This window comes from Nitratireductor kimnyeongensis (genome assembly GCF_019891395.1).
GTDB classification, from domain to species: Bacteria; Pseudomonadota; Alphaproteobacteria; order Rhizobiales; family Rhizobiaceae; genus Nitratireductor; species Nitratireductor kimnyeongensis.
In genome coordinates this window covers 2,479,960-2,505,755 of sequence record NZ_CP078143.1, presented here as the reverse complement: position 1 = coordinate 2,505,755, position 25,796 = coordinate 2,479,960, and the positions used below count along the sequence as shown (strand labels likewise).

The window sequence follows — 25,796 nt, the reverse complement described above, 5'->3', positions numbered from 1 at the left end:
TTGTAAAGCAGGCTGGTCGGGCAGGAAAGACATGGCTGATGATCCAGTTTGTCTCAGGGGTTAGAAGGCTGGCGGCTCAAGTCCTGCAGTGCGATAGGCTGATGTCAGCGTATTGGCCATCAACATAGCGATGGTCATCGGCCCTACCCCTCCCGGCACCGGCGTGATCGCTCCGGCATTCTCCTGCGCCTCGGCAAAGGCCACATCGCCGACGAGCCTTGTTTTCCCCTCACCCTTTTCCGGTGCGGGGACGCGGTTGATACCAACATCGATCACCGTCGCGCCCGGTTTCACCCAATCACCCCTGATCATTTCAGGGCGGCCAACCGCCGCCACCAGAATGTCGGCCGACCTTGCAAGCGCGGGCAGGTCTTTGGTCCGGCTGTGGGCAATCGTCACGGTGGCATTCGCTGCCAGAAGCAGGTTTGCCATCGGCTTTCCGACAATGTTGGACCGACCGATCACCACCGCCGAAAGCCCCGAAAGATCGCAGCCACGCATCCGTTCCAGCATCAGCATCGCACCGGCAGGCGTGCACGGCACGAAAGCGCTTCCCAGCGCGCCGGTGCCTAGCCGGCCCACATTGATGAAATGAAAGCCGTCAACGTCCTTGTCCGGATCGATGGCCTGAATGATACGGCCCTCATCGATATGCTCGGGCAGAGGCAATTGCACCAGTATCCCGTGGATCGCCTGATCGGCATTGAGGTCCTCCACCAGCGCCACCAACTCTTCCTCGCTGGTCTCTTTCGGCAAGGAATGCTGCACCGAATGAAACCCGCATTCCTTCGCGCGGCGCGATTTGGAAGCGACATAGACCTGACTGGCCGGATCTTCCCCAACGATCACCACGGCGAGCCCCGGCGTCACACCATTTTCAGCAAGCCTGGCGGTCTCGGTCTTGACCTTCGCCACCACATCTTCCGCGAGGGCTTTTCCGTCAATGATTTCGGCCATGTCTTTCCCCGGTTGCAGCTATCTAGGGATGCGAAGTTTGTCATTGCGGAAAGAGGACCGCATACGAGTCCGCATAATGGGGAAATCCCCAATCCGCAATCCCGCCAGCGCGTCGTTTGCTGACGGAATTGGGAAAGAGAGTGTTTTCGGGTCAGTAGCGCGGCCGGTTGGACCGACGCGCGGTCAGCGCATCCACCTCGCGGCGCACCGCCTTGAGGCGATCATGGATCTCATCGAAGCGCTCGCTGCCTTCATCCTGGTCATCGTCTTCGTCGTCGACGCGCTCCGGCGCATGCTGCGGCATGACCGCGAAATCAGGCTGAAACGGCATGGGAGCCTGCTGCCACATCGGATAGGGCTGCATCATCGGCATTCCCACGACCTGCGGCATCGGCGCCATCATCTGCATCGGCCCGGGAACCATCATGCCCGGATGCATCGCCATCTGAGCTGCCGGCCATGTCGGTTGGTAAGCCGGCGCGGCGACGGTTTGCAGATTTGGCGCAGGCGCTTGCCGGGGAGCAGCATGACGCATGAATTGAGGCTGGGCTGCGGGTCGGGCGCGTGTCCGGGGTTGCTCGTCAACCCGCTCGACGAGTTCCGCGCTTTCATCGGCATCGAACGCATCGGCAAACGCCTCCGCATTCGCCCGATCATCACGCGGGTGCGCAGATGCATAGCGTTCGTTCGGTCGCGGACCCCGATCCGCAGAAGGTTCCCTCTGGGCCGCGTATCGATGACCGCGCTCTTCATTGTCGCGCCGGCGCGCACCCCCTCCAGGCGATGTGGGATCCGGCTCGGGATCCCAATCCCTAACATTCCCATCGTCGGGATCCCTATCATCGGGATCCCAATGGCCATTCCCACCGCCATGGTCACCAGCCTGCCGCTCGGCCATATTTTCACGCAGGCTGCGAATTGCTCCGCCCGTCGCGCCAAGGCCCACGCCGAACATGAAACCCAAAATCATACCTGCCATCGCAATCGACGAACGCGACGGACCGGTCGGGTCGAGTGGTGGCACGGCCTGAGAAATCACGCTGACATTCGCCGTGTTGAGGCGCTCTTGCTGCCCGGTTTCACGTGCCCTCAAAAGCAAGGCTTCGTAAACTGATCGCTTGGCGTTCGCCTCGCGTTCCAGTTCGCGCAGTGTCACACGTTCCGATTCCAGGTTCCCCTTCTGCACCTTGAGCCGGGCAAGCTGCCCCGAAAGATCCTGTTCGAGTTGGACCGCGCGCTGCAGCTCCACCTGATTAGAGGCCACCACACGGCGCAACTCGCGTGCAATCTCATCACGCGCGCCGACCAGTTCCGCGTCCACAGCCTGCCGGTCCGGATGGCGCGGGCCGAACCGAACCGCCAGCCGTCCAGCCTGCTGCTTCAGGCTTGCATATTGTGCGAGCAATTCCGTCATCACCGGTGAGGCCACCTGCTCCGGCAGAGCGCCGCCCAGCACCGTCTCCACATCCAGCGAACGTGCTGCAGCAGCACGCGCGTTCAGCTCGGAGGTACGCGCCCGCGCGACCGAAAGCTGTTCGTTGAGGCGCAGGATCTCTTCGTCCGTGATCAGGCGCCCCTGGGCATCCACGATGTCGTTCTTGGCCTTGAATTCGGCGACAGCCCGCTCGGCCTGTTCGACTTCGTCACGCAGTGACTGGAGCTGATCGGTGATTTCGCGGTTGGCGCGGCCTGCCGTGGCCGACTGCAATTCGCCGTAGGTAGAAAGGAAAACATCCCGCGTGGTTGTCGCGATCAAAGCCGACTTTTCGGCATCTCTGCTGGTCGCACCGATGGTGATGATAAATGTTTTCGCGTTCCGCCCGACATCCAGCGCCTCGAAGAGATTCTCGACTGCAATTGTATGCCGAGCCGAGCCGCCATCGTCATCATTGCCGTTGATCAGCACAGAGATCAACGCGCGCGGACTCAACAACAAGCTCAGTATGCTGCCGCTGCCCGAGCCATTAAATTCCGGGTCATCGGCGAGATCGAGCTCATCCACCACCCTGGACAAAACGTTGCCGGAGGTGATGATCGCGACCTGGTTTTCGATAAGCGCCAGAGTGGCGTCGGAGGGCAGTCCGCCTCGTGTCAGATCACGCTCGACGATCTGCAGATCGCGCGGATCGAATAGAAGCTGCGTGGCCGCGTAATACATTTTCGGCGTTGAAAGGGCGATCATCACACCAATCACCGCGCCGAGGATCGTCGTCAGAAGAATGAGCCATTTGGCGCGCAGGATACCGCCGATCACCTGAACGGGATCAATCAGCGGTCGCCATGTCTGGTCATCGGATGCCCGTCGTTGCGATCTGGACACCGACCGACCATACTCCTTCGGTCTATCAGGCTCTTGAGCCCTGGCATTCTCGTTTCGTGCTGTCCCTCTTCCCTCCGGGCGGCGTGCGCTCTCAGCCCGCTGCTGTTTTTGCGCGGAGGACCCCACCTCGGGCAAAGGGAAAAGCCGGCCGATCAGACGTTCGCGCAGGGGCGGCTTGCGGTCCTGTGTCGCTTCAGACCATGCGCCAGGCTGGCGCCGCGCTTCAGCGCGCATCGCCATTTCAGGGCCCCTCGTGTCTCTGTTGGCTTCAGCCCGCCGAAGATAGGCGTCCGCCGAAGACGCTCTTTCCCGCCGGGTATCCTGAGCATCGCGCGCCTCTTGTGCACGCGAGAGCAGCGATCCACCGCCGCGATCCTTGCGCGCCGAACCCTGTGGTGGGCGGGACGGTTCCGCGGACTCCTCCTCAGGCGTCTGTATTGACAGCAGAGAACGCACTTGTCCGCCGCTCCGATGCCTTTTCTTGCTTGGATTATCGGCGTCGAACATTGTACGCGCAGCTCTCGCTCATCAACGGGAAGCGGGCGCATAAGCCCGCGATTATGTTAACTCAAGCTAAAGAGGCACGGGTAACAAAGGGTTAACGGTAAGCATTTCGAAACAGGTTTTTTGCCGGCGTGGGAATTCGCGGAACAGCGCATTAAGTTTTGTCGGATAGTGTTGCTGCAAAGCGCATATCCAAACCAGGCGATCCGGGGTCTTCTCATTTCAGTGCGTGATTTCATATCCAGCCAGCGGCAGGTGCTGCGCGATTATCTTGCGGCGATCAGCGGGTCGGCCGGGCGGCTGGTCTTTTCTCTTGCCTATTTCGTCATTCTGGCAAACAGCCTGACGATTGCCGATTTCGGGCTGTTCGCCACAGCGTCCGCTGCCGGCGTGATGGTGGGGCGGATCCTTGCACTCGGCTTCACCGCCACACTGTATCGCATTGCCACGGTCAAGCCTCGGCTTCTGGGGACCTATGCCGCAGGTTTCCTTGTTCTGGCGCTTGCCTCGCTACCGCTGATCGCGCTCGCCAGCGCCGTTCTGTATCTCGTGTTCTTCGCGGGCGATGTGCGGGTGCTTCCCTTCGCCCTGGTAATCGTCTCCGAGGCTGTCGCGTGGCGTCTCACGGAGACCGTGATCGTCGTCAACAATGGCCTCAATCGCTTCGGCCGCGCCGCAACGATCCTCATCGTCAGCATCGCCATTCGAGCGCTTGCAGCCTTTCTCTTCACATTTCATGCAACCCAGGACCTGTTGAGCTGGACCGTGTTCTACCTGGTTGCCAATGGCGCATCGCTCGTCTTCGCCTTGTTGTTCTATTGCCCCCGGCAACGCTTGCGGCTGCAAACATCGCTCTATCTACGCCGACTTCCCGACGCGCTCTACGTCGCCGGAGCTGAAGTGCTTTTCTATCTTCAGATGGAACTCGACAAGCTGCTCGTTTTGGCCCTCGGCAATCCCACACTGGCAGGCATCTACGCGATCATCATGCGGTTGGTCGATCTCACCGCAATCCCCATCCGCTCTTTCTCCATGCTGCTCGTGCAACGCATGATGCGGTCCCCGGAAATGCTCAGGAGCTGGAAGCTGCGTTTGGGGATAGAGGGTGGGGTTTTCGCGGTATCGGTTCTTGCTCTCGCGGCGATGGCGACGATCCTCGCCTTCTACCCTACCCTGCTCGGCAGCAATGTGGCGGAGGCCGCTCCTCTCGTCATTCTGGCGCTCGCGGTTCCCGGCCTGCGGAACCTGACCGAATATCAGGCCGATCTTCTCTTCGCCCGCGGTCAGACCTTCCTGCGTGCGATCAATCTCGGAGTGCTTGCCGCTGTCAAAGCTGCCCTGCTCTCCCTCGTGCTGAAATCGTTCTCCGAGACCGGCGACATCATCGTGTCGCTGAATGCCGTTTTCGCGGTGCTCTATCTGTTGTCGATGATGCTGACCTATCGCGCGCTCGCCCTGCCTGCCAAGCGCGTCTGATCCGCTTCAGCGGATCATCCGACGCAGTGGTTCGAGATCGGTCTCGATGAAAGACTGAATACCGATCGCCACCTGGTAGGGCTCCATTTCGGCAATCAGTTTTTCCAGGCCACCAGTGTCGAGTTCACGCCCGAACCAGAGCACATGACAAAGCGCGCGGTCGTCGTGAAAATGCCCGCTGCCTGCAAGCACCTCGTCCACATAACGTCCATAGAGTATGCACTCGGAAAAGCGCCTGTCTGCGGCCACCGCACGGATCCAAGGCTTGCCATGCAGGGTCTCGATATGGCGCAGCATGCCGACCACGCTGTCACGCCGCCACGAAATCAGTGTCGTGATGTAGTCGTGCTCGGTGTTTTGCCCTGCTGGCAGGCCGAGCGTTTGTCCCGCATTGGTCGACCATTGGCGATGTCCGAGATCGACCAATGTGCTCATTCCGCCTTCGCGGCGGTAAAGACGCACCTTTTCACCCTGCCAGAACGCGCCGCAATCGAAAGGTTTCAGAAACACGACATCGGAATCGCAATAGACCAGAACCTCTTGCTCCGCCTTTTCGGCAAAGGCAATTCTTCGCAATTGCTGCACATGCCAGCCGCGCAGGGGCGCCAGCCGTGTGCTCAGCCAAATATGACGCTTGAAGAACACGGTGGGGTCGCGCACCGCATGAAGCCAGGCGGGGAGAAGATCGCGCTCATCCACCACCACCCGGCGATCCGATTCGAGAGCCCGAAAACGCTCGACATCGTGACCCGCAACTAGAAGATAGTGCCGATCAAAACCGGAAACAAAGCGATCCATCGATTCGCAAAGAAGCCGGCAACGGTCGAAGTCACCCGCATAGCTTGGCGTCACGATGGCCACGCTGCGCCCTGCGGCCATGGCTATGCTCCGCCCCGCTTGACGCGGAACTTTTGCCGGAAAACCCTGAGAAGAAAGGCCGGGTTCCCCACGATATAGCGGCGCCAGAGACGGCGCGGCTCCAGCCCGAGGCGAAAGAGCCATTCCAGTCTCAATTTTCGCATCCAGAGCGGCGCGCGCGGAACCGCGCCACTTAAGAAATCGAACAGAGCCCCCACGGCGATCGGCACCGTACAATGCTCGGGTCCCAGATGATCGGCGATCCAAATCTCCTGGCGAGGCACCCCCATGGCGACGAGCAGAACGTCCGGGCGCATCTCTTTGAGTTCAGCAAGAATGCCTTCTTCCTGTTGTGCGTCGAAATAGCCATCATTCAGAAAGATGAAGTCGTGCTGCGGTGCCTCTTCCGCCAGTTTCCCGACAGCCGCGAGAGCATTGTCACGCCGCGCACCCAGCAGGGCTACCGTTAGCTTGTGCTTTTGGGCGCGGAGAAATGCGGGAACGAAATCAGTGCCGTTCAGATTGTCGGGGAATGGCTCACCATAGAGAATTCTCGAGGCCAGATCGACACCGACGCCATCAGCCAGCACGACAAACCTTTCCAGAAACTCACGGAAACCCGTATCCGCAATGGCCACGTTCGCATTGTGTGCATTGAGAAACGTGACAGGTGTAAACAGACGCGTCGCGATGCTCTCCGACAGCAATGTCATCGCGCGTTCACGACCGATAACCGTCACCGCCGTACCCAGTATATCCCGGGTCGGAAGCGTCGCCTGCTCATTTTTCGATGTCGCCACATTCATGCGGCTGCATCCCGCCGGTTGAAGCCAGCCTCATCAAGTCCATCAAGAATGGCCGTGTCCAGCGCCTTTCGCTGGGCTTCGTGGAATCTCCGCCCGTCGAGATCGGTCGGGTCCTCGGCCGCGCGCAACAAAGCTGCCGCAAAGGCGCGGGGATCATCGGCCACAATGCAGTTTTGCGGTTTATATGAGATGCCCCGCAGCGCGCTCTTCGTCGCCACGCTTGGCAGGCCGAGCTCGAACGTTTCGATGGTCTTGAGCTGCACCCCCGTGCCGGCGCGGCTGATCAGGGGCACCACCTTGCCGCTGCGCACGAATTCTACCGCATCAGGGACACGCCCGACAAACGACACCCGCTGGTATCTTTGCGCGAGTTCTGCCGGCGCGTCGCCGGCGACGGCAACGCGAAAACCTTCGGGAAGATGCGGCATCACTTCTTCCAGAAACCAGTCAAGGCCGATCCGGTTCGGCGCCCAGCTCCAGGTACCGATCAAGGCAGCGTCATAGCTCGTCTGGCGTGGACCTGCGGAAAAAGTCGCCGGCTCATGGGCCACCAGCGGCAGCACTGCCGAGCGATTCTCGTCGGCCACGCCCAGCAGTTGGCGATCTTCCTCAGTCAATGTGTAGACGAAACGCGCCTGTGCGCACAGTTCCGCTTCCAACGTTCTGAGAAGGCGTGCCTCACGCCGAAACATGAAACCTTCAATGAAGCCCCGCGCGGCGGCCGCGCTTTGCTGTGCGGAGAGATACTCCACATTGTGCGCCACATAAATGGACGGCAAATCGGCAAAGACCTGGCGAAACGCTCCGGCAAACTGGACGGAATTGAAAATCACCCCGTCGACCGGTCCAAGCTTGCCCAATGCTTTACGGACGTCTGCGGGTGAGGCGAGCAGCATCTTGGCGGAGGAAAATGTCATGCCTCTCGTCATCGCTTTGGCGAGCCAGCCGAGCTTGGTCGATCCACTGGCTGCTTCCGTGCGCGGGTCCAGTTCTCCAAGCACCAATGTCTCTTCGGATGTGGTCTGTCCCGCACGTCCCTTCCAGGCAAACCCCATCACCGAGATCCGGCAGCCAGCGCGCGCAAGTGCATCGAGAATGGCCGCGTTGGCGATCTCATATCCGCTTTTGGGTGTTCCGTCGGAAACGATGGATGTCGCAAAGACCAGATGCATGCACTATTCCTGTTCATGACGTTTTTTCCAAAGAGCGATGAACTCTTGATTAAGGAATGGCGTTGCCGATGGATTTTCGCTGGAAAATCAACAATTCCCCACCGCAAAAAACCCGCCGTATTTAACGCCGCCTTAATTGCCTCCACCGCTTATAGAGCACGAATCAGCAGCGCGTGGCGGGATTGTGACGCAGAACAAAACAGGCAGAGCGGTTTCGATCGTAACGCGTACGCCCTCGCTCGACGCGCAATCCATAGCGTGTGTCGTCACCGTTCCCACCTTCAAGCGCCCGGACCAGCTACTGAACACACTCCATTCGCTCGCCTCTCAGGCAACGGAGCGCCCATTTGCCGTGATTGTCATGGAGAATGAGGCCGAAGAGCGTGCCGGCGCCCATGCCGCCGCTCCGCTTTTCGACGACGGCACCTTCAACGGAATCGTGATCATCGCGCATGAAAGAGGCAATTGCTGTGCCTACAATGCGGGCTGGGAAACGGCGCTGATCGAGTTCCCGAACTTCCGGTATCTCGCCGTCATTGACGACGATGAACTGGCCTCTCCGCACTGGCTGGAAAATCTGTGCTCCACCGCCGAACGCTTCGAGGCCGACATCGTTGGTGGGCCCCAGGTGCCCGTCTTCGCAAAGCCCGCGCATGAACGCTGGGCCAGCCATCCGGTCTTCGCCCCGCCCTATGATCGGACGGGCCCTGTTCCGGCGCTTTTCTCATCGGGCAATCTCCTTCTGTCACGACCCGTTCTGGAAGCGATGCCGCGCCCATTCCTCGACCTGCGCTTCAACTTCATGGGCGGTGGCGATTCGGATTTTCTGAGCCGCGCCAGCCAGAAGGGCTTCCGCCTCGCCTGGTCGGCCGAGGCCGAAACGCAGGAGATCGTACCCGCGCGCCGCGTCGAGCGGGACTGGATCCGCGCCCGCGCATTGCGCAACGGCGTCATCTCCACCCTTGTCGAGAAGAAGAAGCGGCGAGATCAGGGCTTCGGAAGGCTTCGCGTCTTTGCAAAGAGCCTGGCGCTGCTCGCCGCCTCGCCGCTCCGCGGCGTGGTTCGCCTCGCTGCGACTGGCTCCATCTCGACCGCCATGTATCCCATCTATGTCGGGTTGGGCCGCGTCATGGCCGAATTCGGCTATGCCAACGAGCAATATCGCGAGCCGGAGAAGAATTAGCCCCGCAGGCAGTCGACTTCCCGCCGCCGATTGTGTATCGCTCCCCTCCCTCAATCGATCCACACTCCGGCAAGGACAGTCCCATGCGAGCGCTCAGCGGCGGCATCGACTTCGGCACGTCGAATTCCACAGTAGGCTTCATGGAGGATGGGCAGCCCCGCCTGATCGCGCTCGAAGCGGGTGAGGTCACCATGCCGAGCGCCGTGTTCTTCAGCTTCGAGGATGACCGCACGTATTTCGGGCGCGGTGCCGTAAGCCGCTATACGGAGAATGTGGAGGGCCGCCTCCTCCGGGCCCTCAAAAGCGTTCTGGGCTCATCCCTCATTCATGAGAAAACGCGCATAAAGGCGCATTCCATCGCCTTTTCCGACATTATCGGCTCGTTTCTGCATTTCTTGAAAGACAATCTGGAAAACCATCTCGGCGGACCGGTCGACAACATCGTGCTTGGACGCCCGGTGCAGTTTGTCGATGACAATCCGGAAGCCGACCGCCGCGCGCAGGACGAACTGGAAAAGGCCGCGCAGCGCCGCGGCTTCGCCCATATCGAGTTTCAGTTCGAGCCGATCGCCGCGGCCCTCGACTATGAGCAGCAGGTCACGGGCGAGGAACTGGCGCTGATCGTCGATATCGGCGGTGGCACGTCCGACTTTTCCATCGTCCGCGTCTCCTCAGAGCGCGCCAAACGTGCAGACCGCAAGGACGACATTCTCGCAAACCATGGCGTTCATATCGGCGGTACGGATTTCGACCGGTTATTGAGCCTCGCCCGCCTGATGCCGGAATTCGGCTATCGTACGCAGACAAAAGACGGCAAACGCTATCTGCCGGCGGGCTATTTCAACGATCTGGCCACCTGGCAGCGCATCCACATGCTCTACACGAACCGCGCCATGACGGATCTGAAGCAGATCCGCTACGAAGCTGCCCGGCCCGAGCTTGTCGAGCGGATGATCGACGTGGTCGCCAACCGGCAGGGCCATGCGGCGGTCGGCGCGGTGGAACGGGCAAAGATTGCCCTCACCGATCAAACCGAAAGCGCCATCAAGCTTCAGCTTATAGACGAGAGTCTCGACCTGCCGGTCACCCGCGACCAGCTGAATGACGCCATCTTCGCCACCGTAGGCCGCGTGGAAAATGCCGTTTCGGAAACGCTTGTCCATGCTGGCATCGCGCCCGATCAGATCACCGCTCTCTTCCTCACTGGCGGCTCCTCGGCCATCCCGCTCCTGCGCGAGACTGTCCTGCGCATGCTGCCTGCGGCGTCCGTCGTCGAAGGCGACATGTTCGGCTCCGTCGGACGCGGTCTCGCGTTGGACGCAGGCCGCCGGTTCGGCACCTGAACTGATTGGCATGCGGGCCGGTGGACCGGCCCGCATATTTTTTCCGGTTCAGCTCCACCTTCGCAACCGCATCAGCGCAAGAAGCGTAACCACAGCCATGACGGTTACATAGGCAATCAGCGGCATGGCGGTGGCGCCATCAAACGCAACGACGAAAGCTGTGCCGACGAGGCCGACGATCAGGCTTTGAATGCAGAAGTGGAGAGCCACTGCCGTTCCTGCCATATCGCCAAAATCCTCCAGAGCACCGTTGGCAGTGACCGACGTGGTGAAGACGATCCCAACCGCCATGAGCCACATGGGCAGGATGAATGACAGGAACGATGGCGGCAGGAACAACGCGCCTGCAAGGAGCAGAAACGCACCCAGAATCATCGTGGCCATGCCGCGCATGACACTGCCGGCGATACCCCAGCGTTCCACGAAACGCGCGGCGAAGCGTGCCGTTGCCATCATTATGAAAGCGACGGTCGCAAAGGCGAGACTGAAGCCGAACTCGGAATAGCCTGCCTTCTCGATCAATACGCGCGGAGCAGTGGAGAAGAACACGAAGAATGTGCCCATCGCCGTTCCGAAAGCGAGCGTATAGGCCCAGAACGGCAAGTTGCGAAGCATTGGGGCGAACGAGACCCCGCGCATCCCCTCATCGCGCGGCCGTGTTTCATGCCATCCGGCGAGCGACCACACAAGCATCACAACTGCGGGTGCAGCAAGCCCCATGAAGATCGCGCGCCAACCGAGGTTTTCGGCGATCAGCGCACCGACAATCGGGCCGAACGCCGGTACGCAGGCGAGCATCGCGTTCAGAAGGCTGTAGACCACGGCACTTTCAGGTCGTCCGGCATAGACGTCCCGAACGGTCGCGAAGAGCGCCACAAGCATCGCTGAAGCACCTGCGGCCTGTGCAACCCGAAGCGCCAGAAACAGACCCGCTGTCGATGTCGCCGCAAGCGCAAGTGACGTGCCCGCAAAAAGGAGAGCTCCACCCAAAAGGACCGGCCTTCGGCCCCAGCGATCCGACAGGGGACCGAACACAACCTGGCCCACGCCAAGCATGATCATATAAAGCGTGAGGGTCAGCTGGATCGTGGCCGGTGTGGTGCCGAGAATTGCCGGCATTGCCGGAACGACTGGCAGGTAGATATCCATGCCGAGCGAGGCAAGAATATTGAAAGGTGCCAGCAGCGCGAGCGCCACCGGCAGGCTGTAACTCCACAGCCGCGGATTTCGATTTGGCATGACAAAGCATCCGTCAAATGGAAGGCATTTGGCGGCGCCTGCAGTTCATGATGATTTCAGGGGAACCCGGACAGGCAGCCGCAACAACAGAAAAGTCGCTGCGGCTTATTTGCGTGCTTTCTTGGCGCTCATGCTTCGGCCCCGTGTCCGGTGGTTGATCGAGTTCGATAACGCGCTTTAGCAAACCCTCCCTCGGCCCGCAAACGGGAATTTCCCTGCGCAGACCTCTCAGTCGTTGCATTCCAAGCCCGCACGCGGCATTCCTTTGCGATCATCAAGGGAGAAGTTTCATGGGCAAATCGGTCATCCTCGTCGGCTGCGGCAATATGGGTTATGCTATGCTGAAGGGCTGGATCGCCGCAGGCAAGCTGGCCTCGAAGGACGCCACCGTCATAGAGCCTAACGAGGGCCTGCGCGCACGCGCTGCGGCCCTGGGTGTAACCGTTGCCGAAAGCGTTGACGAGCTTGACGCAGGTGCCGACATGATCGTGTTCGCCGTCAAGCCGCAGGTCATCCGCGATGTCGCCCCAGCCTATGCCCGCTTTGCCGACAAAGCCACCTTCGTCAGCGTTCTTGCCGGCACAGGCACGGCCACGTTCGAGGAAATTCTCGGCCGCCATGCCGCCATCATGCGCTGCATGCCCAACACTCCCGCCGCCATCGGCAAGGGCATGATGGTGCTCTTCTCCAACCGCAATGTGACCGGCGAGGCAAGAGCCTTCGCCGAGGAATTGCTGGCCACCAGCGGCGCGGTCACCATCATCGACAATGAAGAGCTGATGGACGCCGTGACCGCCGTTTCCGGCTCCGGTCCGGCCTACATTTTCCACTTCATCGAATGCCTGACGGCGGCAGGCGAAAAGGCCGGCCTGCCTGCAGAAACCGCAAAGCTTCTTGCCATGCAGACCGTTTATGGCGCGGCTTGTCTGGCAAAAGAAAGCGACGATGAGCCGGGCAGGCTGCGCGAACAGGTGACGAGCCCCAACGGCACCACCGCCGCCGCGCTCTCGGTTTTCATGGAGGACAACCGGTTGCTTGATCTTGTGAGCGACGCCGTCGATGCCGCCAAGAAGCGCTCCATCGAATTGGGGAAATAGAGGCGCGCAGGCCCCTCATCCGCCTGCCGGCACCTTCTCCCCGCAGGCGGGTAGAAGGAAGCCAATCGGAAGGGCAGGTGCCAGCTTCAAGGCCACCTTCTCCCCGTGAACGGGGAGAAGGTGAGGATGAGGGGCGAACGCCCCACGCCATCATCAACCCTCGCCAAACACCATCGCGTCCTGCCGCGCTCTCAGTGCTACCAGCCGCGAAGCCGCGTCGGGCGCAACATTTTCTTGGGTGAGAAGTGCGCCCTTCTTCACCGGCGCGGTCATCGTGCCACCCTCAAGGAGCCCGCAGGGCACGGCCTTTGCCGCACGCGCTTCATCCGCTGTCATGATCCAGGCGCGATAGCTGTATTCGCCAATCGCGTCGAGCCGGTCGCCCGGCGCGAGATCCTTCTTGGCGACTGCACAGACTTCCGCAACCGGCCTGTCGAGCGGCACCATGTCGGCTTTGCCATAGAGCACCGCGCGCGCGCAGGTGAGCGGCACTTCCAGCGAGGTCAGGTGATAGGGCCGGAAGAAGGTGTAATACGGCCCCGCGCCCAGCTTCAGATCGTTCATGCGCTCGCGCAGGCGCGGATGCTCCATCTCCGCCACCACGAACACGCCGGGCGCAACCCCCTTGCCAACCGTGAAATCGACGCAGCCCTTTTTCGAGAGCACACCGCCATCGGCAATCGGGCAAAGAACGCTTGAAAGCTCCTCGCGGCTTGCCGCCGGGCCATGCATGCCCGGCCTGTCCGGAACGAGGCCCGTGGCGTTGGCGATGGCCGCCATTTCCACCATCGTCTTGGAGCCGTCGACGAACTCGACCAGCATGCGCACATTCATGTTGCGCTGTTCCGCTTCCTCGGCGTAATCGTCCGGCACCGCATCCACATTGAGCGGGTTGTTCTTGCCCTTGCCGGCGGCAACAATGTCGTGCCCCATGGCGGAGACGAACTCGATCAGCTCCATGCAGGAAGACGGCTCATCGCCCGCCCCCAGCGAATAGGTCACGCCCAGCCGCGCCGCCTCGCGCTTCAGATAAGCGCCGATGGTCACATCCGCCTCGACATTCATCATGACGAGATGCTTGCCTGCCTCCATCGCCGAAAGGCCGATCTCCGCGCCCACCGCCGGCTTGCCCGTGGCGTCGATCACCACGTCCACCAGATCGTTCTGCGCCACCATCAGGGAATCGCCGCAGAGCGCCGTTTTCCCGGACCGGATCGCATCACTGATCGCGCCTGCCGTTGCCGCCTCCACCGCGCTCCCGACATCACGCCCGGCAATCTCGATGGCCTTTGCCGCGCGTTCGGGCCGTGTGTCGGCAATGGCCGCCACCTCGATGCCCTTCATGCGCGCCACCTGCGTGACGATGTCCGTGCCCATCTCGCCGCAGCCGATCAAGCCGATGCGCACCGGCCGCCCCTCTTCCGCCCTCTGCTCAAGATCGCGTGCAAGGCCGGTAAGCGCCACATTCGTCATTCGAACTTCTCCTCGTTTGGTGCCCGAAAGGGAAGTGACCGAACGCCGCTTGTCAATTGGCCTTAAGCTGCACCGGGACAGGACTGTTCTTCTTGATATCTTTCAGAACGAGGTTGGTGCGGACATTGGCGATGCCCGGCAGGCGAAACAGAAAGTCCTCCAGAAACCGGTTATAGGCCGCCAGGTCCCGGCACACGACGCGCAGATGATAATCCGCCTCACCCGTCGTGGAGTAGCAGTCGAGCACTTCGGGCCGGCGCCGCGTCTCGGCGATGAACGTATCCACATGCCGGTGGTCATGCCGCGTCAGCGACACATGCACGATGGCCTGAAACCCCAGCCCCGCCTTCTCCACATCCAGCAGAGCCGCATATTGCGTGATCAGCCCCGCTTCCTCCAGCGCCTTCACCCGCCGCCAGCAGGCCGAAGCCGACATGCCGGCCCGCTCCGCCAGCTCCTGGTTCGAGAGCCGGCAATTGGCCTGAAGCGCGTCCAGAAGCTTCCTGTCCTGTTCATTCAGCTTTTCGGGCATAGGTCCAAATCCTGAAAAATTCTCCGATACACCGATATATATCGGTCAATCCTTCCAGAAACCAAATTCCAATCGCCAAATCTGGCACAAATTTCCACGCTCTCCGGTTTAGAATTCTTCCAGTCTGCACCGGAGGAATTGCATGACCGTCCAACCCAAGGCCGGCGAACTCGCGCACTATCAGCTCGAGGACCGCTACACCCAGGAAAAGGGCCGCGTCTTCATGACCGGCACGCAGGCGCTCGTGCGCGCCGTGCTCGATCAGGCGCGCCGCGACCGCGCGAGCGGCCTCAACACGGCAGGTTTCATCTCCGGCTATCGCGGATCGCCGCTGGGCGCGCTCGACCTTGAGCTCTGGAAGGCGAAGGACCGGCTCGACGCCGCCAGCGTCGAATTCCTCCCCGCCGTCAACGAGGATCTCGCCGCCACCGCCGTGCTCGGCAGCCAGCAGGTCGAGACCAACCCGAAGCGCGAGGTCGAAGGCGTTTTCGGCCTCTGGTATGGCAAGGGCCCCGGCGTCGACCGCTCGGGCGATGCGCTGAAGCACGGCAACGCCTATGGTTCCTCGCCCCATGGCGGCGTGCTGGTGGTTGCCGGTGACGATCATGGTTGTGTCTCCTCCTCCATGCCGCACCAGTCCGATGTCGCCTTCATGGCGTGGTTCATGCCCACGCTCAATCCGGCCAGCGTGTCGGAATATCTGGCCTTCGCAGAATATGGCTACGCGCTTTCGCGTTTCTCGGGCATGTGGGTCGGATTCAAGGCCATCTCGGAAACGGTGGAATCGGCGGCCTCCATCGAAATCCCCGCCCCCCGCGTGTTTGCCACACCCGATTTCACCCCGCCTCCCAGCGGGCTCCACTATCGCTGGCCGGACCTTCCCGGCCCGCAGATCGAGGAGCGCATGGAGGCGAAAAAGCACGCCGTTCTGGCGTTTGCCGAAGCCAATCCCATCGACCGCCACATCTATGATGTGAAGGATGCCCGTTTCGGCATCGTCACCACCGGCAAGGCCCATCTCGACCTGATGGAGGCGCTGCGCCTTCTGGGCATCGGCGAGGCCGAATGCCGGCAGCTCGGCATCGACATCTACAAGGTCGGCATGGTGTGGCCGCTCGCCCGCCGCGCAGCACTCGACTTCGTGAAAGACAAGCAGGAAGTCCTCGTCATCGAGGAAAAGCGCGGCATCGTCGAAAGCCAGTTCAAGGAGTATTTCTACGACTGGCCCGGCCACAAGCCGCACGCCATGGTGGGCAAGCGCGACGAGGATGGCGAACGCCTCGTGCCGTGGACCGGCGAGCTTTCGCCACGCCTGCTTCTGCCCATCGTCGCCCGGCGGCTCGAAGGCATTTTCCCCGGAAACGGTTTCGTGGCTCGCGCTGAAGAAATCCTCGCCACACCGCCCATCGCCCTACAGGTGGAAGGCGCGACCCGCACGCCCTATTTCTGCTCCGGCTGCCCGCACAACACCTCCACCAAAGTGCCTGAAGGCTCGCAGGCGCTGGCGGGCATCGGTTGTCATTTCATGGCAAGCTGGATGGACCGCGAAACCACCTCGCTGATCCAGATGGGCGGCGAGGGCGTTAACTGGGCGGCCTCCTCGCTCTTTACCGGCAAGAATCACGTCTTCCAGAATCTCGGGGAAGGCACCTGGTATCACTCCGGCTCCATGGGCGTGCGGCAGGCGATTGCCGCAAAAGCCAACATCACCTTCAAGATCCTCTACAACGACGCCGTGGCCATGACCGGCGGCCAGCCGGTGGACGGTCCCGTCAGCGTTCAGGCCATCGCCCATTCATCCCGTGCCGAGGGCGTCGAGCGCATCGCGCTTGTTTCCGACACACCGGAAAAATTCCAGCCCGGCGAGCTGCCCGCGGGCACCACCATCCATCATCGCCGCGAGCTGGATGCCGTCCAGCGTGAGCTGCGCGAGGTGAAGGGCGTCTCGGCCCTCATCTACGAACAGACCTGCGCAACCGAAAAGCGCCGCCGCCGCAAGCGCGGCCTTATGGAAGACCCGAAGAAATTCGTCGTCATCAACGACCTCGTCTGCGAGGGCTGCGGCGACTGTTCGGTGGAGTCCAACTGCCTCTCCGTCGAGCCGCTCGAAACCGAGTTCGGCACCAAACGCAAGATCAACCAGTCGTCCTGCAACAAGGACTTTTCCTGCATGAACGGCTTCTGCCCGAGCTTTGTCACCATCGAGGGCGCAACCCGAAAGAAGCGCTCAGGCATGGAGATCGACCTGACACGGCTTGCCGGCGATCTCCCCGATCCCGACCTGCCGGCGCTCGACCGCCCGTTCGATCTTATGATCACCGGCGTGGGCGGAACCGGCGTGGTCACCGTCGGCGCGCTCATCACCATGGCCGCGCATCTGGAGGGACGCGGCTCCAGCGTTCTTGATTTCACCGGCTTCGCGCAAAAGTTCGGGCCGGTGCTCTCCTATGTCCGGCTGGCATCTTCTCCCGACGATATCCATCAGGTGCGCATCGACCGGAATGCGGCGGATGCGCTGATCGGCTGTGACATCGTCGTGTCGTCCTCGCCCAAGGCGTCGGCCAGCTACCGTCCCGGCATGCGCGCGGTGGTGAACCTTGCCGAGATGCCCACCGGCGACATCGTGCGCAAACGCGATGCGAGCCTCCACGTCGACCAGCGGCTTGCCGCCATCGAAGGCGTGACGGGCAGCGATGCGCTCGCCGCCATGGACGCCAACCGTCTTTCCGAAAAGCTCATGGGCGACACGGTGTTTGCCAATGTCATGATGCTCGGCTTCGCCTGGCAGAAGGGCCTCGTGCCCGTTTCGCTCAACGCACTCACCCAGGCCATCGTGCTCAACGGCGTCGCCATCGAGAAAAACCAACGGGCCTTTCTCATCGGCCGGCTGGCGGCAGAAAAGCCCGACGCTCTGAAGGGCCTGCTCGATCCGAAGCCGCGGAACGACGGAACGCTTGACGAGATCGTCACCCGCCGCGAGGCCTTCCTGACCGACTACCAGAATGCCGCCTATGCCGCGCGTTACCGCCGTCTCGTGGATCGTGTGCGCAATGCCGAGGCCCCGCTGGGCAGCGATGCCGCCAGCCGGGCCGTTGCCCGCGCTCTCTTCAAGCTCATGGCTTACAAGGACGAATACGAGGTCGCGCGACTGCACACGGAAACGGGTTTCTCCGCCCGCATTGCCGACGAGTTCGAAGGTGATTATCGCATCGTGCACCATCTCGCCCCACCCTTCCTTGCTTCCGGCAGGGATGCACGCGGCCGTCCGCTCAAGCGTGAGTTCGGCCCCTGGGTGCGCCTGCCGTTCCGCATGCTCGCCCGCATGAAGCGCCTGCGCGGCACCATCTTCGATCCTTTCGGCTACACCGCCGAACGACGCATGGAGCGCGAATTGATCGATTGGTACGAAGCGCATGTGGAAAAGGCGCTTGCGCATCTCGACGCCGGCAACGTGTCAGAACTGGCCGAGATCCTTGCATTTCCGATGCAGATCCGAGGCTACGGTCCGGTTAAGGAGGAAGCCGCCAAGCGCATCCGTGCCGAGATGGATGCGCGTCTTTAGGCACGCCTGAAGATCGCTCCCCACCCCGCTCCTTCGTCATCCTCGGGCCCGACCCGAGGATCCATGCCAGAATGCCGAAGACAAAGCCCAGCCTCTCAAAGAATGCGCGTCGTTTTCCACGCCGGTGCAGACGCCACCGCAACGGCATGGTTCCTATGGTCAAGCCATAGGATGACGAGAGAGAGGACGCGCGCTTCCCAATTCACGTTCCTTCATCTTTCCCTGCCTGCCTTTCGGCAAGCTCAGAAGGAAGAAAACCCACCCCCTCCCCACGACCCTTTCGTCATCCTATGGCTTGCCCCGAGGATCCGTGCCAGAACGCCGAAGACAAAGCCCAGCCTCTCAAAGAATGCGCGTCGTTTTCCACGCCTGTACCAATGTCCACCGCAACGGCATGGATCCTATCGTCTAGCCATGAGAAGCCGAGGGAGACGACGGATGCTTTCCATGGCAACCGGGGTGTCCTGCAAATACTCATGAAATGCGCTTTGCGCCGGGTTTCGCCTCTCCGCGCAAACCTCCCGTAAGGCTCTGATATAAAACAGTTTCATGAAATCTTTCGACCTTCTTGTCGTCCCATTTGCTTGCTCCGGTCCGCCGACTGTGCAAATAGCATTGGTCGAAGATATTCCGAGAGGTCCTCATGACTGTCATCACCCGCCGTGCGCTTGGCGCACTCGCCCTTTCCGCCGCCGTGGTCGGATTTGCACTACCGTCGCAGGCCGCCGACAAGATCAATGTCGGCATTCTGTCGCTCACATCCCATTCGCCCAGCATCATTGCCGAGGCGAAAGGCTATTTCGAAGCGCAGGATCTCGAGGTCGAGTTCGTCTCGTTCCAGGCCGCGCAACCCATGGCGGTCGCCATCGCATCGGGTGACGTCGATTTCGGCATGACGGCCATTTCCGGTGGCCTGATCAGCCTTGCCGACAAGGGCGTGGTCAAGATCATCGGCGGCGCCCTGCAGGAAACGCCGGATGTCGAGGGCCAGAAGATCCTCGCCTCCAAGGCCGCATACGACGCCGGCGTGAAGACGCCCGCCGACCTGAAAGGCCGCACCTACGGCATCACCACCACCGGTTCCTCCTTCCATTACATGGCGCACAAGATCGCCGACAAGGAAGGATTCGACCGCGCGGAGATCCAGGTGAAACCATTGCAGAAAGTGCCGGCCGTCATCGCCTCGCTCAAGAGCGGCCAGATAGATGCATGGTCCATCGTGCCGAACATCGCCGGCGCACTCACCAACGGTCCGGAAGTCGTCGAAATCGGCAAGGTCTCCGACTATATCGACAATTATCAGGTCACGACGGTCTTCACCTCGACGAAGAACGCGACTGAAAAGAAGGATCTGGTCGAACGCTTCCTCGCCGGTCTTTCCGAAGGCATCAGTGATTACAACGCCGCGCTTGTCGACAAGTCCATGAGTGAAGAAGACACTGCAGCGATTGTGGCGATGATCCACAAATATGTCTATTCCGACCAACCGCTGGAAAAGGCCGACCCGCGCATTCGCGCCGGCGCCATGCGCATCAACGAAGGGGCAGCGCTGAGCGTCGCCAGCGTCGAGGATCAGCTTGAATGGTTCAAGTCGGAAGGCCTTGTGCCCGAAGGCGTGACAATGGAAAGGCTGGTTGACACCAGCTTCGTGGAAACCCGCTAACAGCGAAACCGCCCCGGCCCGCCCGGGGCGGTATTCTTTGAGCCGATGCAGCTTCTTCTCAGAAACATTACCCATCACTATGGCGGTAGGACCGTCCTCGACGACATTTCGCTCACCGTGGATGATGGAGAAATCGTCTGCATCGTCGGCCCCTCGGGTTGCGGCAAGTCCACGCTTCTGCGCATCGCCGGTGGGCTGGAAAAGCCGGATCAAGGACAAGCGCTTCTGTCCGGCCCGGCACCGGAAGGCTCGCTCAATCCGCTGACCTACATTTTTCAGGATTTCGCCCTTCTTCCCTGGCGCAGCGTGGAAGGCAATGTCAGTCTTGTGCTGGAAGATCACGGCATCGCCGCTGCCGAGCGCAAGGCCATCATAGCCGATGTGCTTGCCCGCACCAATCTGTCCGATTTCGCAAAGGCGCTGCCGCGCCAGCTTTCCGGAGGCATGAAGCAGCGCGTGGCCATTGCCCGCGCGCTCGCCGTCAAGCCGGCCATCATGCTGATGGACGAGCCGCTTTCGGCGCTGGACAGCCAGACCCGCGAACTCCTGATGGACGATCTCGTGGCGTTATGGACCCGCGAACGGTTTTCCGCCTGCTACGTCACGCACAACCTCAACGAGGCCGTGCGCCTCGGCAGTCGCATCATTGTGCTGTCCCGCCGCCCCGGCCGCATCCGCGACGTGGTCGAGATCGACATGCCGCTCGCAGAACGTGCCGACCGACTGCCAGAGCTCGAAACCCTTCAGCGCCGCGTCTGGGACATCATGCGCGAGGAAGCACGCGAAGCCGATCGGGAGATTTCCGATGTCGCATGATGCCGCGCGCGAAGCGCCCGCCACTGGCTCCGTCGCATCCGAAACGGATGGTCAGCGCCCCGTTCCCTTCCGGGGAGGCGGTTTCGTCCACCGCTCGCTCGGTCCCGTGGCGCCGATTCTCTTCATCGCCATTCTTGCGATCTGGGAGTTGGGCTCGCGGTCCGGCTTCATCAGCGCAATCGCACTGCCGGCCCCTTCCGAGGCATTCGGTGCGCTGGTTGATCTCTTCCAGACCGGCATGTTGTGGAAGCATTTGGGCGCGAGCCTTTATCGCCTGATCGTCGGCTGGTCGCTGGGCAGCCTGCTTGGCATTGCCGTCGGTCTGTTCATCGGCCTTTTCTCCCTTGCCCGTGCCGGGCTTCTTCCGCTGGTCTCCGCGCTTTTTCCGATTCCGAAGATTGCGCTCCTGCCGCTCTTCATCATCTGGTTCGGCATTGGCGAGGGCTCGAAGGTGGCGACCATACTGTTCGGAACCTTCTTCCCCACCGTGATCGCCACCTATGGCGGGGTCGACAATGTGGATCGCAATCTCATCCGCATGGGCCAGTCCTTCGGCATGTCGTGGCTTTCCATCGTGCGCAAGATCATCGTGCCCGGCGCGATGCCCGCCATCCTGTCGGGCTTCCGCATATCGGCTTCCATTGCCATTGTACTGCTTGTAGCGGCAGAGATGATTGGCGCGGAATTTGGCGTCGGGGCCTACATCCTGATGGCTGGGGCGCTGTTTGCGCTCGACCAGCTCATTGCCGGTGTGGCGCTTCTCTCGGTCATTGGCCTCATCATTGCCTGGCTGATCGGCAAGCTTGAAAAGCGACTTCTTTCATGGCGAACCTGACGCTTCGCGCGGGTTTTGAAAAAAGTCCCTGCAAATCGACCGATGGACGCTTGTCAGCGGAAAATCTCGTGCTATAACCCACGCGCTTCCGGTGGAGAACCAACCCCGCCATGACCAGCAGAAACCTCTGCGAGGGCATCGTGAAGCAGGGATTGCCCAGATAGCTCAGTTGGTAGAGCAGCGGACTGAAAATCCGCGTGTCGGTGGTTCGAATCCGCCTCTGGGCACCATTTTTCTACGGTGCAATTTTTCGATCACTGCTTCAGGTTTGCGCGACAACGACCTTTCAAAGCGTCGTGCTCTTGCGGTGCGCGTGCTTCAATGAATACCGTCCGGGCATGCACATGCACGGCGGCAGATTCGCACTGACCGAGCGGCGGCGGCGGCCACGATGATGTTTGATGGAGCCTAAACCTTGAAGATCGCGCCGGCATTCCGGAATGCAAAGCGCATCACACTGATGGCGCTGGGGTTCATGATGCTGGGACTGGCATTCATTGGCGCGTTCTTGCCAATCATGCCGACCACAATCTTCCTCATCCTCGCCGCTTGGTTTTTTGCGCGCTCTTCACCGACACTCGAACGCAGATTGCTTCAACATCCCCGGTTCGGGCCCGTTCTGCGTGATTGGCGCGACCGTGGCGTTGTCCCACGCCGCGCGAAAATACTTGCGGCAGTCGGCATGGCCCTGGGCCTTGGCCTGTGCATTTTTTTCTACAAGCCAAGCATGACAATCGCGCTGACACTCGCAGCAGCCATGGCCGCGGTGGCCGTCTGGATCGCGTCAAGACCAGAAGCCTGACACGTGCCAGACACGCCCCCGATCATCCCTTTTCGACGGATGTCGCCTCGCTCTCGGCGCCCGCCCTGCGGTCCTTCGCCGGCGTGAAGCTGATCACACGATCGTCGATCGAGGGCGCCCCACTGGCCCCGGCAGCAAAAACAAGCTTTCCAGAGGGCTTCACCCACAGAAGCACGATCGCCTCTTCCGCGCGACTATCCAGATAGGCGTCATAGTCGAATTCGTCCGTCAGCTTCGTGGCCTGGAAGGTCCATCCCTGCCAGTGCCGCTCGCGCAGGGTACGGAAATCCACGCCCTCCTCTGTCAGCGGCCGACCGCCGAGGGTGAAATTGAGCGACATGCGTTTGGACTGATCCGCCCCACGCCCAAGCTGGTAGACGTGTGACCGGCCAAGTTCCGGCGCGAAATCCGTGCAGACGAGTGAGTTGTAGGCATCGTTGTCGGTTACAGCGATCAGGGTTGAAAACCGTTTGGGATCAATGCTGTGATGCGCCTCTTCCGACAAGATATCCCCGTAGAACACCGGCACCTCGGATAGGCGTGCCTCCGCAATGTGGTTCCAGTTCGGGTCGGCAATCATGACCGGCACATCCATCCCCCGCAGTTTCCGCGCCAGGTCGATGGCCCATCTTGGTCCTCCCGCGATGAGCAGACCGGGCTTCTCTGCGCTCTTCAGTTTCAGCAGCGAAGCCAGGGGGCCAAGTGTGAAGCCATGCAGCACAATCGTGGTAACCACCACGGCGAAGGTAAAGGCCACCATGCGGTTCGCATCGGCAATGCCGGCATCTGCCAGAGCCCCGCCAAACAGGCCGGACACGGCGACAGCCACCACGCCGCGCGGCGCAATCCAGCTTGAAAGTGTTCGTTCGGCAAGCGTCGCGCCGGACCCCGCCGTGGCGGTCATGATTGCCAGAGGTCGCACGACAAAGAGGAGCGACGCCACAAACATGGCCGCGCGCCAATCGAGGCTTTTGAAATCATCAATTGTGAGCGATGCAGTCAGAAGGATAAATATGCCCGAGACGAGAAAGACCGTGATGGTCTCCTTGAAACGCCGCATTTCCGCAAGGCTCGCAATGCGCGTGTTTGCAAGCACGATGCCCATGACTGTGACTGTCAGGAGGCCGGCCTCCTCAAGAACCAGGTTCGTCAGCGCATAGGCCAACAGCACTGTGGCAAGCAGGATCGGCGCTTTCAGGAACTCAGGAACAACGCCGTGCACGAACGCCCAGTGAATGGCACGCGCCGCCACATACCCCCCTGCAACCGCGACAACGAAGGCGGCCACCACCACATAGGCAAGGCTGCCACCCTGATGCTGCCCGATCAGAACCAGAATGACCTCAAAAGCAACAACCGCAAAGAGGGCGCCAATCGGATCGTTGACAATCGCCTCCCACTTGAGCAGCGACGCCGGCCGCGCAGCAAGCTGCGCCTGGCGCAGAAGAGGCGTTATGACGGTCGGCCCGGTCACCACGAGGACGGCGCCGAGCACGACCGCTGTCGGCCAGGACAGTCCGCCGATGTAGTGAGCCGAAAACGCGGTCATCACCCAAACAAGGGGCCCACCGAAAATGATGATGCGCCGCACCGCCGTGGAGGTTTCGCTGATCTCCTTGAAGTTCAGCGTGAGCCCGCCTTCGAACAGAATGATTGCGACGGCGAGCGAGACCAGCGGCCGATAGATCGTGCCGAAATCCTCCGCCGGATTAACGAACCCAGTGGCCGGGCCAGCGAGAACGCCTGCGAGTAGCAAAAGCACAATAGCGGGCAAGCGCAGCCGCCAGGCGAGCCATTGCGCGCCCATGCCCATCACGCCGATCAGCGCGATTTTCAGTCCGATATCATGCATAAGAAATCCGTTTGTCCGAGAAAGGCAGGAAACTGGAACGCCTTAGGCAGAATAGTCGGTCCTGTCCCCGCATCCAACAGATCAAATGCCCGTGAGGAAAACATTCGGGTGTGTGGACAAAAACATGGGTCGGCGCGGAGCCCGCCCGTGTTTCCGCCACTTCCACTAATTCGCTTACCCATTCTTTCTAAAGGTCGTATTGACAGATCGGTTCCAGCAACGAAACTTCAGCCATGATCAGCAACAGGCCCGGCAGTTGAGACTAGCGTGGAGCGCGCCTGCGGGTCATGGGGAGGGAACCATGAGTGGACGAGGTCTGATTTTTCATGCGGACCGCGTGCTGGCAGCGGTGGAGTCAGACCATGCAGCAAAATCCGCGCTGGTCGCATCCTGGCAGCGCTCTTGTCGCCTGCACCGACTTGATCCGGCTCAGAAACGCGGGCCGGAACGTATTTCGGACTTCGAGCTCGCCGCGGCCCGTGCCCGATGCGAACCGTTGATCCGCTCTGCGCAAACCTCGTTGAACCAGCTCTTTCTCGCCGTGGGCAGCTCCGGCTATTGCGTGCTTCTGGCCAACAAGCAGGGCATTCCCGTTGAACATCGCAATGCCGCAGGCGATGACGACACATTTCGGCGATGGGGACTTTGGGCCGGCAATGTCTGGAGCGAGCATATTGAAGGCACCAACGGCATCGGCACATGCCTGGTGGAACGCCGGGCGCTGACAATTCACCTCGACCAGCATTTCCATTCGCGCAACACGGTCCTCTCCTGCACCACGGCGCCCGTCTACGACCACGAAGGGCAACTCGCGGGGGCGATCGATGTCTCTTCGTGCCGCGCCGATCTAACCGAGGGGGCCATCAATCTCATCGCGACGGTCGTCGGCGATGCGGCACGCCGCATCGAAGCAGAAGCGTTTCGGCAGACCTATCCGGGGGCACGGATCATGCTATTGCCCGTGGCAGACCCGACAGCCCTTATCGCGGTTGATCGTCATGATCTGGTTGTCGGTGCAACACGAGCGGCGCGGGCCTTGCTCGATCTGCCGCCGGGCCCGATTTCCAAACCGATCTCCGCGAGCAGCCTCTATGATGCCTCCGATGGCTCTGATGTGCCTGCGTTGGCAGACGCCGAGCGGAGTGCTTTGCAGCGCACACTTCTCAGCACCGGCGGCAATGTTTCAGAAGCTGCACGTCAGCTGGGTATTTCCCGGGCAACCATGCACCGGAAGATGGCACGGCTGGGAATAGACCGCGGCAATTGAGATTTTGCCCCCAACCTGTTTCAGATTTGAGACAGGTTG

At 61.2% G+C, this 25,796-nt stretch carries 19 protein-coding genes and 1 tRNA gene; 11 read left to right on the top strand and 9 right to left on the bottom strand.

Annotated features, from left to right (window positions below; genetic code table 11):
* Nucleotides 1-60: 60 nt before the first annotated feature.
* Complete coding sequence (gene folD, locus KW403_RS11835) at nt 61-957, bottom strand: bifunctional methylenetetrahydrofolate dehydrogenase/methenyltetrahydrofolate cyclohydrolase FolD (protein WP_223019684.1); 897 nt, start codon at nt 955-957, stop codon at nt 61-63.
* Between the two features lie 151 nt (nt 958-1,108).
* Nucleotides 1,109-3,517 (bottom strand): GNVR domain-containing protein, encoded by a 2,409-nt coding sequence (locus KW403_RS11830; RefSeq protein ID WP_246637763.1) that lies wholly within the window; start codon nt 3,515-3,517, stop codon nt 1,109-1,111.
* 489 nt (nt 3,518-4,006) lie between these two features.
* On the opposite strand from KW403_RS11830, the gene KW403_RS11825 reads away from it, so the two are divergent.
* A complete protein-coding gene (locus KW403_RS11825) occupies nt 4,007-5,257 on the top strand; it encodes a lipopolysaccharide biosynthesis protein (RefSeq protein WP_246637762.1) in 1,251 nt (416 codons plus the stop codon).
* A 6-nt stretch (nt 5,258-5,263) separates the two neighbouring features.
* Here KW403_RS11825 and KW403_RS11820 read toward each other — a convergent pair whose 3' ends face one another.
* From KW403_RS11820 to KW403_RS11810, 3 genes are read right to left on the bottom strand one after another with little or no spacing between them, the layout of a single operon-like run.
* Nucleotides 5,264-6,136 (bottom strand): DUF6492 family protein, encoded by an 873-nt coding sequence (locus tag KW403_RS11820; RefSeq protein ID WP_223019681.1) that lies wholly within the window; start codon nt 6,134-6,136, stop codon nt 5,264-5,266.
* A 2-nt stretch (nt 6,137-6,138) separates the two neighbouring features.
* Nucleotides 6,139-6,921 carry a WecB/TagA/CpsF family glycosyltransferase gene (locus tag KW403_RS11815; RefSeq protein WP_223019680.1) on the bottom strand — a complete coding sequence of 261 codons (783 nt, stop codon included), beginning with the start codon at nt 6,919-6,921 and terminating at the stop codon, nt 6,139-6,141.
* On the bottom strand, nt 6,918-8,093 hold the full coding sequence (locus KW403_RS11810; protein WP_223019678.1) for a glycosyltransferase family 4 protein: 1,176 nt from the start codon (nt 8,091-8,093) through the stop codon (nt 6,918-6,920). Before KW403_RS11810 ends, KW403_RS11815 begins: the two co-directional genes overlap by 4 nt.
* Before the next feature lie 184 nt (nt 8,094-8,277).
* Between KW403_RS11810 and KW403_RS11805 the strand changes: the two genes are divergently transcribed.
* Nucleotides 8,278-9,276, top strand: coding sequence for a glycosyltransferase family 2 protein (locus KW403_RS11805; RefSeq protein WP_223019677.1), 999 nt, complete (start codon nt 8,278-8,280; stop codon nt 9,274-9,276).
* A gap of 83 nt (nt 9,277-9,359) precedes the next feature.
* The gene (locus KW403_RS11800) at nt 9,360-10,619 is read left to right on the top strand and encodes an Hsp70 family protein (protein ID WP_223019676.1); all 1,260 of its coding nucleotides are present in this window, start codon (nt 9,360-9,362) and stop codon (nt 10,617-10,619) included.
* Between the two features lie 48 nt (nt 10,620-10,667).
* On the opposite strand, the gene cml is transcribed toward KW403_RS11800, so the two are convergent.
* The gene (gene cml, locus KW403_RS11795) at nt 10,668-11,858 is read right to left on the bottom strand and encodes a CmlA/FloR family chloramphenicol efflux MFS transporter (protein ID WP_223019675.1); all 1,191 of its coding nucleotides are present in this window, start codon (nt 11,856-11,858) and stop codon (nt 10,668-10,670) included.
* A gap of 290 nt (nt 11,859-12,148) precedes the next feature.
* On the opposite strand from cml, the gene proC reads away from it, so the two are divergent.
* Nucleotides 12,149-12,955 carry a pyrroline-5-carboxylate reductase gene (proC, locus tag KW403_RS11790; protein WP_223019674.1) on the top strand — a complete coding sequence of 269 codons (807 nt, stop codon included), beginning with the start codon at nt 12,149-12,151 and terminating at the stop codon, nt 12,953-12,955.
* 153 nt (nt 12,956-13,108) lie between these two features.
* Here proC and KW403_RS11785 read toward each other — a convergent pair whose 3' ends face one another.
* Nucleotides 13,109-14,428, bottom strand: coding sequence for an NAD(P)H-dependent oxidoreductase (locus KW403_RS11785; RefSeq protein WP_223019673.1), 1,320 nt, complete (start codon nt 14,426-14,428; stop codon nt 13,109-13,111).
* Nucleotides 14,429-14,480: 52 nt separating this feature from the next.
* Complete coding sequence (locus tag KW403_RS11780) at nt 14,481-14,960, bottom strand: Lrp/AsnC family transcriptional regulator (RefSeq protein ID WP_007006934.1); 480 nt, start codon at nt 14,958-14,960, stop codon at nt 14,481-14,483.
* Between the two features lie 142 nt (nt 14,961-15,102).
* Between KW403_RS11780 and KW403_RS11775 the strand changes: the two genes are divergently transcribed.
* From KW403_RS11775 to KW403_RS11750, 6 genes are all read left to right on the top strand, one after another.
* Entirely contained in the window at nt 15,103-18,522 is a 3,420-nt protein-coding gene (locus KW403_RS11775) for an indolepyruvate ferredoxin oxidoreductase family protein (RefSeq protein WP_223019672.1), read from the top strand.
* A 643-nt stretch (nt 18,523-19,165) separates the two neighbouring features.
* Entirely contained in the window at nt 19,166-20,185 is a 1,020-nt protein-coding gene (locus KW403_RS11770) for an ABC transporter substrate-binding protein (RefSeq protein WP_223019671.1), read from the top strand.
* A gap of 45 nt (nt 20,186-20,230) precedes the next feature.
* The gene (locus KW403_RS11765; protein ID WP_223019670.1) at nt 20,231-21,001 is read left to right on the top strand and encodes an ABC transporter ATP-binding protein; all 771 of its coding nucleotides are present in this window, start codon (nt 20,231-20,233) and stop codon (nt 20,999-21,001) included.
* Nucleotides 20,991-21,836, top strand: a complete 846-nt coding sequence (locus KW403_RS11760) for an ABC transporter permease (RefSeq protein WP_223019669.1) — start codon at nt 20,991-20,993, stop codon at nt 21,834-21,836. Before KW403_RS11765 ends, KW403_RS11760 begins: the two co-directional genes overlap by 11 nt.
* Nucleotides 21,837-21,990: 154 nt before the next feature.
* Nucleotides 21,991-22,066 (top strand) — tRNA-Phe (locus KW403_RS11755).
* Nucleotides 22,067-22,296: 230 nt separating this feature from the next.
* Nucleotides 22,297-22,638, top strand: coding sequence for a YbaN family protein (locus tag KW403_RS11750; protein ID WP_223022540.1), 342 nt, complete (start codon nt 22,297-22,299; stop codon nt 22,636-22,638).
* Between the two features lie 22 nt (nt 22,639-22,660).
* On the opposite strand, the gene KW403_RS11745 is transcribed toward KW403_RS11750, so the two are convergent.
* On the bottom strand, nt 22,661-24,490 hold the full coding sequence (locus KW403_RS11745; protein ID WP_223019668.1) for a cation:proton antiporter: 1,830 nt from the start codon (nt 24,488-24,490) through the stop codon (nt 22,661-22,663).
* Between the two features lie 301 nt (nt 24,491-24,791).
* Here KW403_RS11745 and KW403_RS11740 point away from each other — a divergent pair, with 301 nt between their 5' ends.
* Nucleotides 24,792-25,757: a helix-turn-helix domain-containing protein gene (locus KW403_RS11740; RefSeq protein WP_223019667.1), complete on the top strand. Its 966-nt coding sequence runs from the start codon at nt 24,792-24,794 to the stop codon at nt 25,755-25,757.
* The last annotated feature ends 39 nt before the right edge of the window (nt 25,758-25,796 follow it).

Bases quoted from the DNA above. Each gene is read 5' to 3' on its own strand.
- folD (WP_223019684.1), bottom strand. From the start codon at position 957: ATGGCCGAAATCATTGACGGAAAAGCCCTCGCGGAAGATGTGGTGGCG.
- KW403_RS11830 (WP_246637763.1), bottom strand. From the start codon at position 3,517: ATGGCGATGCGCGCTGAAGCGCGGCGCCAGCCTGGCGCATGGTCTGAA.
- KW403_RS11820 (WP_223019681.1), bottom strand. From the start codon at position 6,136: ATGGCCGCAGGGCGCAGCGTGGCCATCGTGACGCCAAGCTATGCGGGT.
- KW403_RS11815 (WP_223019680.1), bottom strand. From the start codon at position 6,921: ATGAATGTGGCGACATCGAAAAATGAGCAGGCGACGCTTCCGACCCGG.
- KW403_RS11810 (WP_223019678.1), bottom strand. From the start codon at position 8,093: ATGCATCTGGTCTTTGCGACATCCATCGTTTCCGACGGAACACCCAAA.
- KW403_RS11800 (WP_223019676.1), top strand. From the start codon at position 9,360: ATGCGAGCGCTCAGCGGCGGCATCGACTTCGGCACGTCGAATTCCACA.
- cml (WP_223019675.1), bottom strand. From the start codon at position 11,858: ATGCCAAATCGAAATCCGCGGCTGTGGAGTTACAGCCTGCCGGTGGCG.
- proC (WP_223019674.1), top strand. From the start codon at position 12,149: ATGGGCAAATCGGTCATCCTCGTCGGCTGCGGCAATATGGGTTATGCT.
- KW403_RS11785 (WP_223019673.1), bottom strand. From the start codon at position 14,428: ATGACGAATGTGGCGCTTACCGGCCTTGCACGCGATCTTGAGCAGAGG.
- KW403_RS11780 (WP_007006934.1), bottom strand. From the start codon at position 14,960: ATGCCCGAAAAGCTGAATGAACAGGACAGGAAGCTTCTGGACGCGCTT.
- KW403_RS11775 (WP_223019672.1), top strand. From the start codon at position 15,103: ATGACCGTCCAACCCAAGGCCGGCGAACTCGCGCACTATCAGCTCGAG.
- KW403_RS11770 (WP_223019671.1), top strand. From the start codon at position 19,166: ATGACTGTCATCACCCGCCGTGCGCTTGGCGCACTCGCCCTTTCCGCC.
- KW403_RS11765 (WP_223019670.1), top strand. From the start codon at position 20,231: ATGCAGCTTCTTCTCAGAAACATTACCCATCACTATGGCGGTAGGACC.
- KW403_RS11760 (WP_223019669.1), top strand. From the start codon at position 20,991: ATGTCGCATGATGCCGCGCGCGAAGCGCCCGCCACTGGCTCCGTCGCA.
- KW403_RS11750 (WP_223022540.1), top strand. From the start codon at position 22,297: ATGGCGCTGGGGTTCATGATGCTGGGACTGGCATTCATTGGCGCGTTC.
- KW403_RS11745 (WP_223019668.1), bottom strand. From the start codon at position 24,490: ATGCATGATATCGGACTGAAAATCGCGCTGATCGGCGTGATGGGCATG.
- KW403_RS11740 (WP_223019667.1), top strand. From the start codon at position 24,792: ATGAGTGGACGAGGTCTGATTTTTCATGCGGACCGCGTGCTGGCAGCG.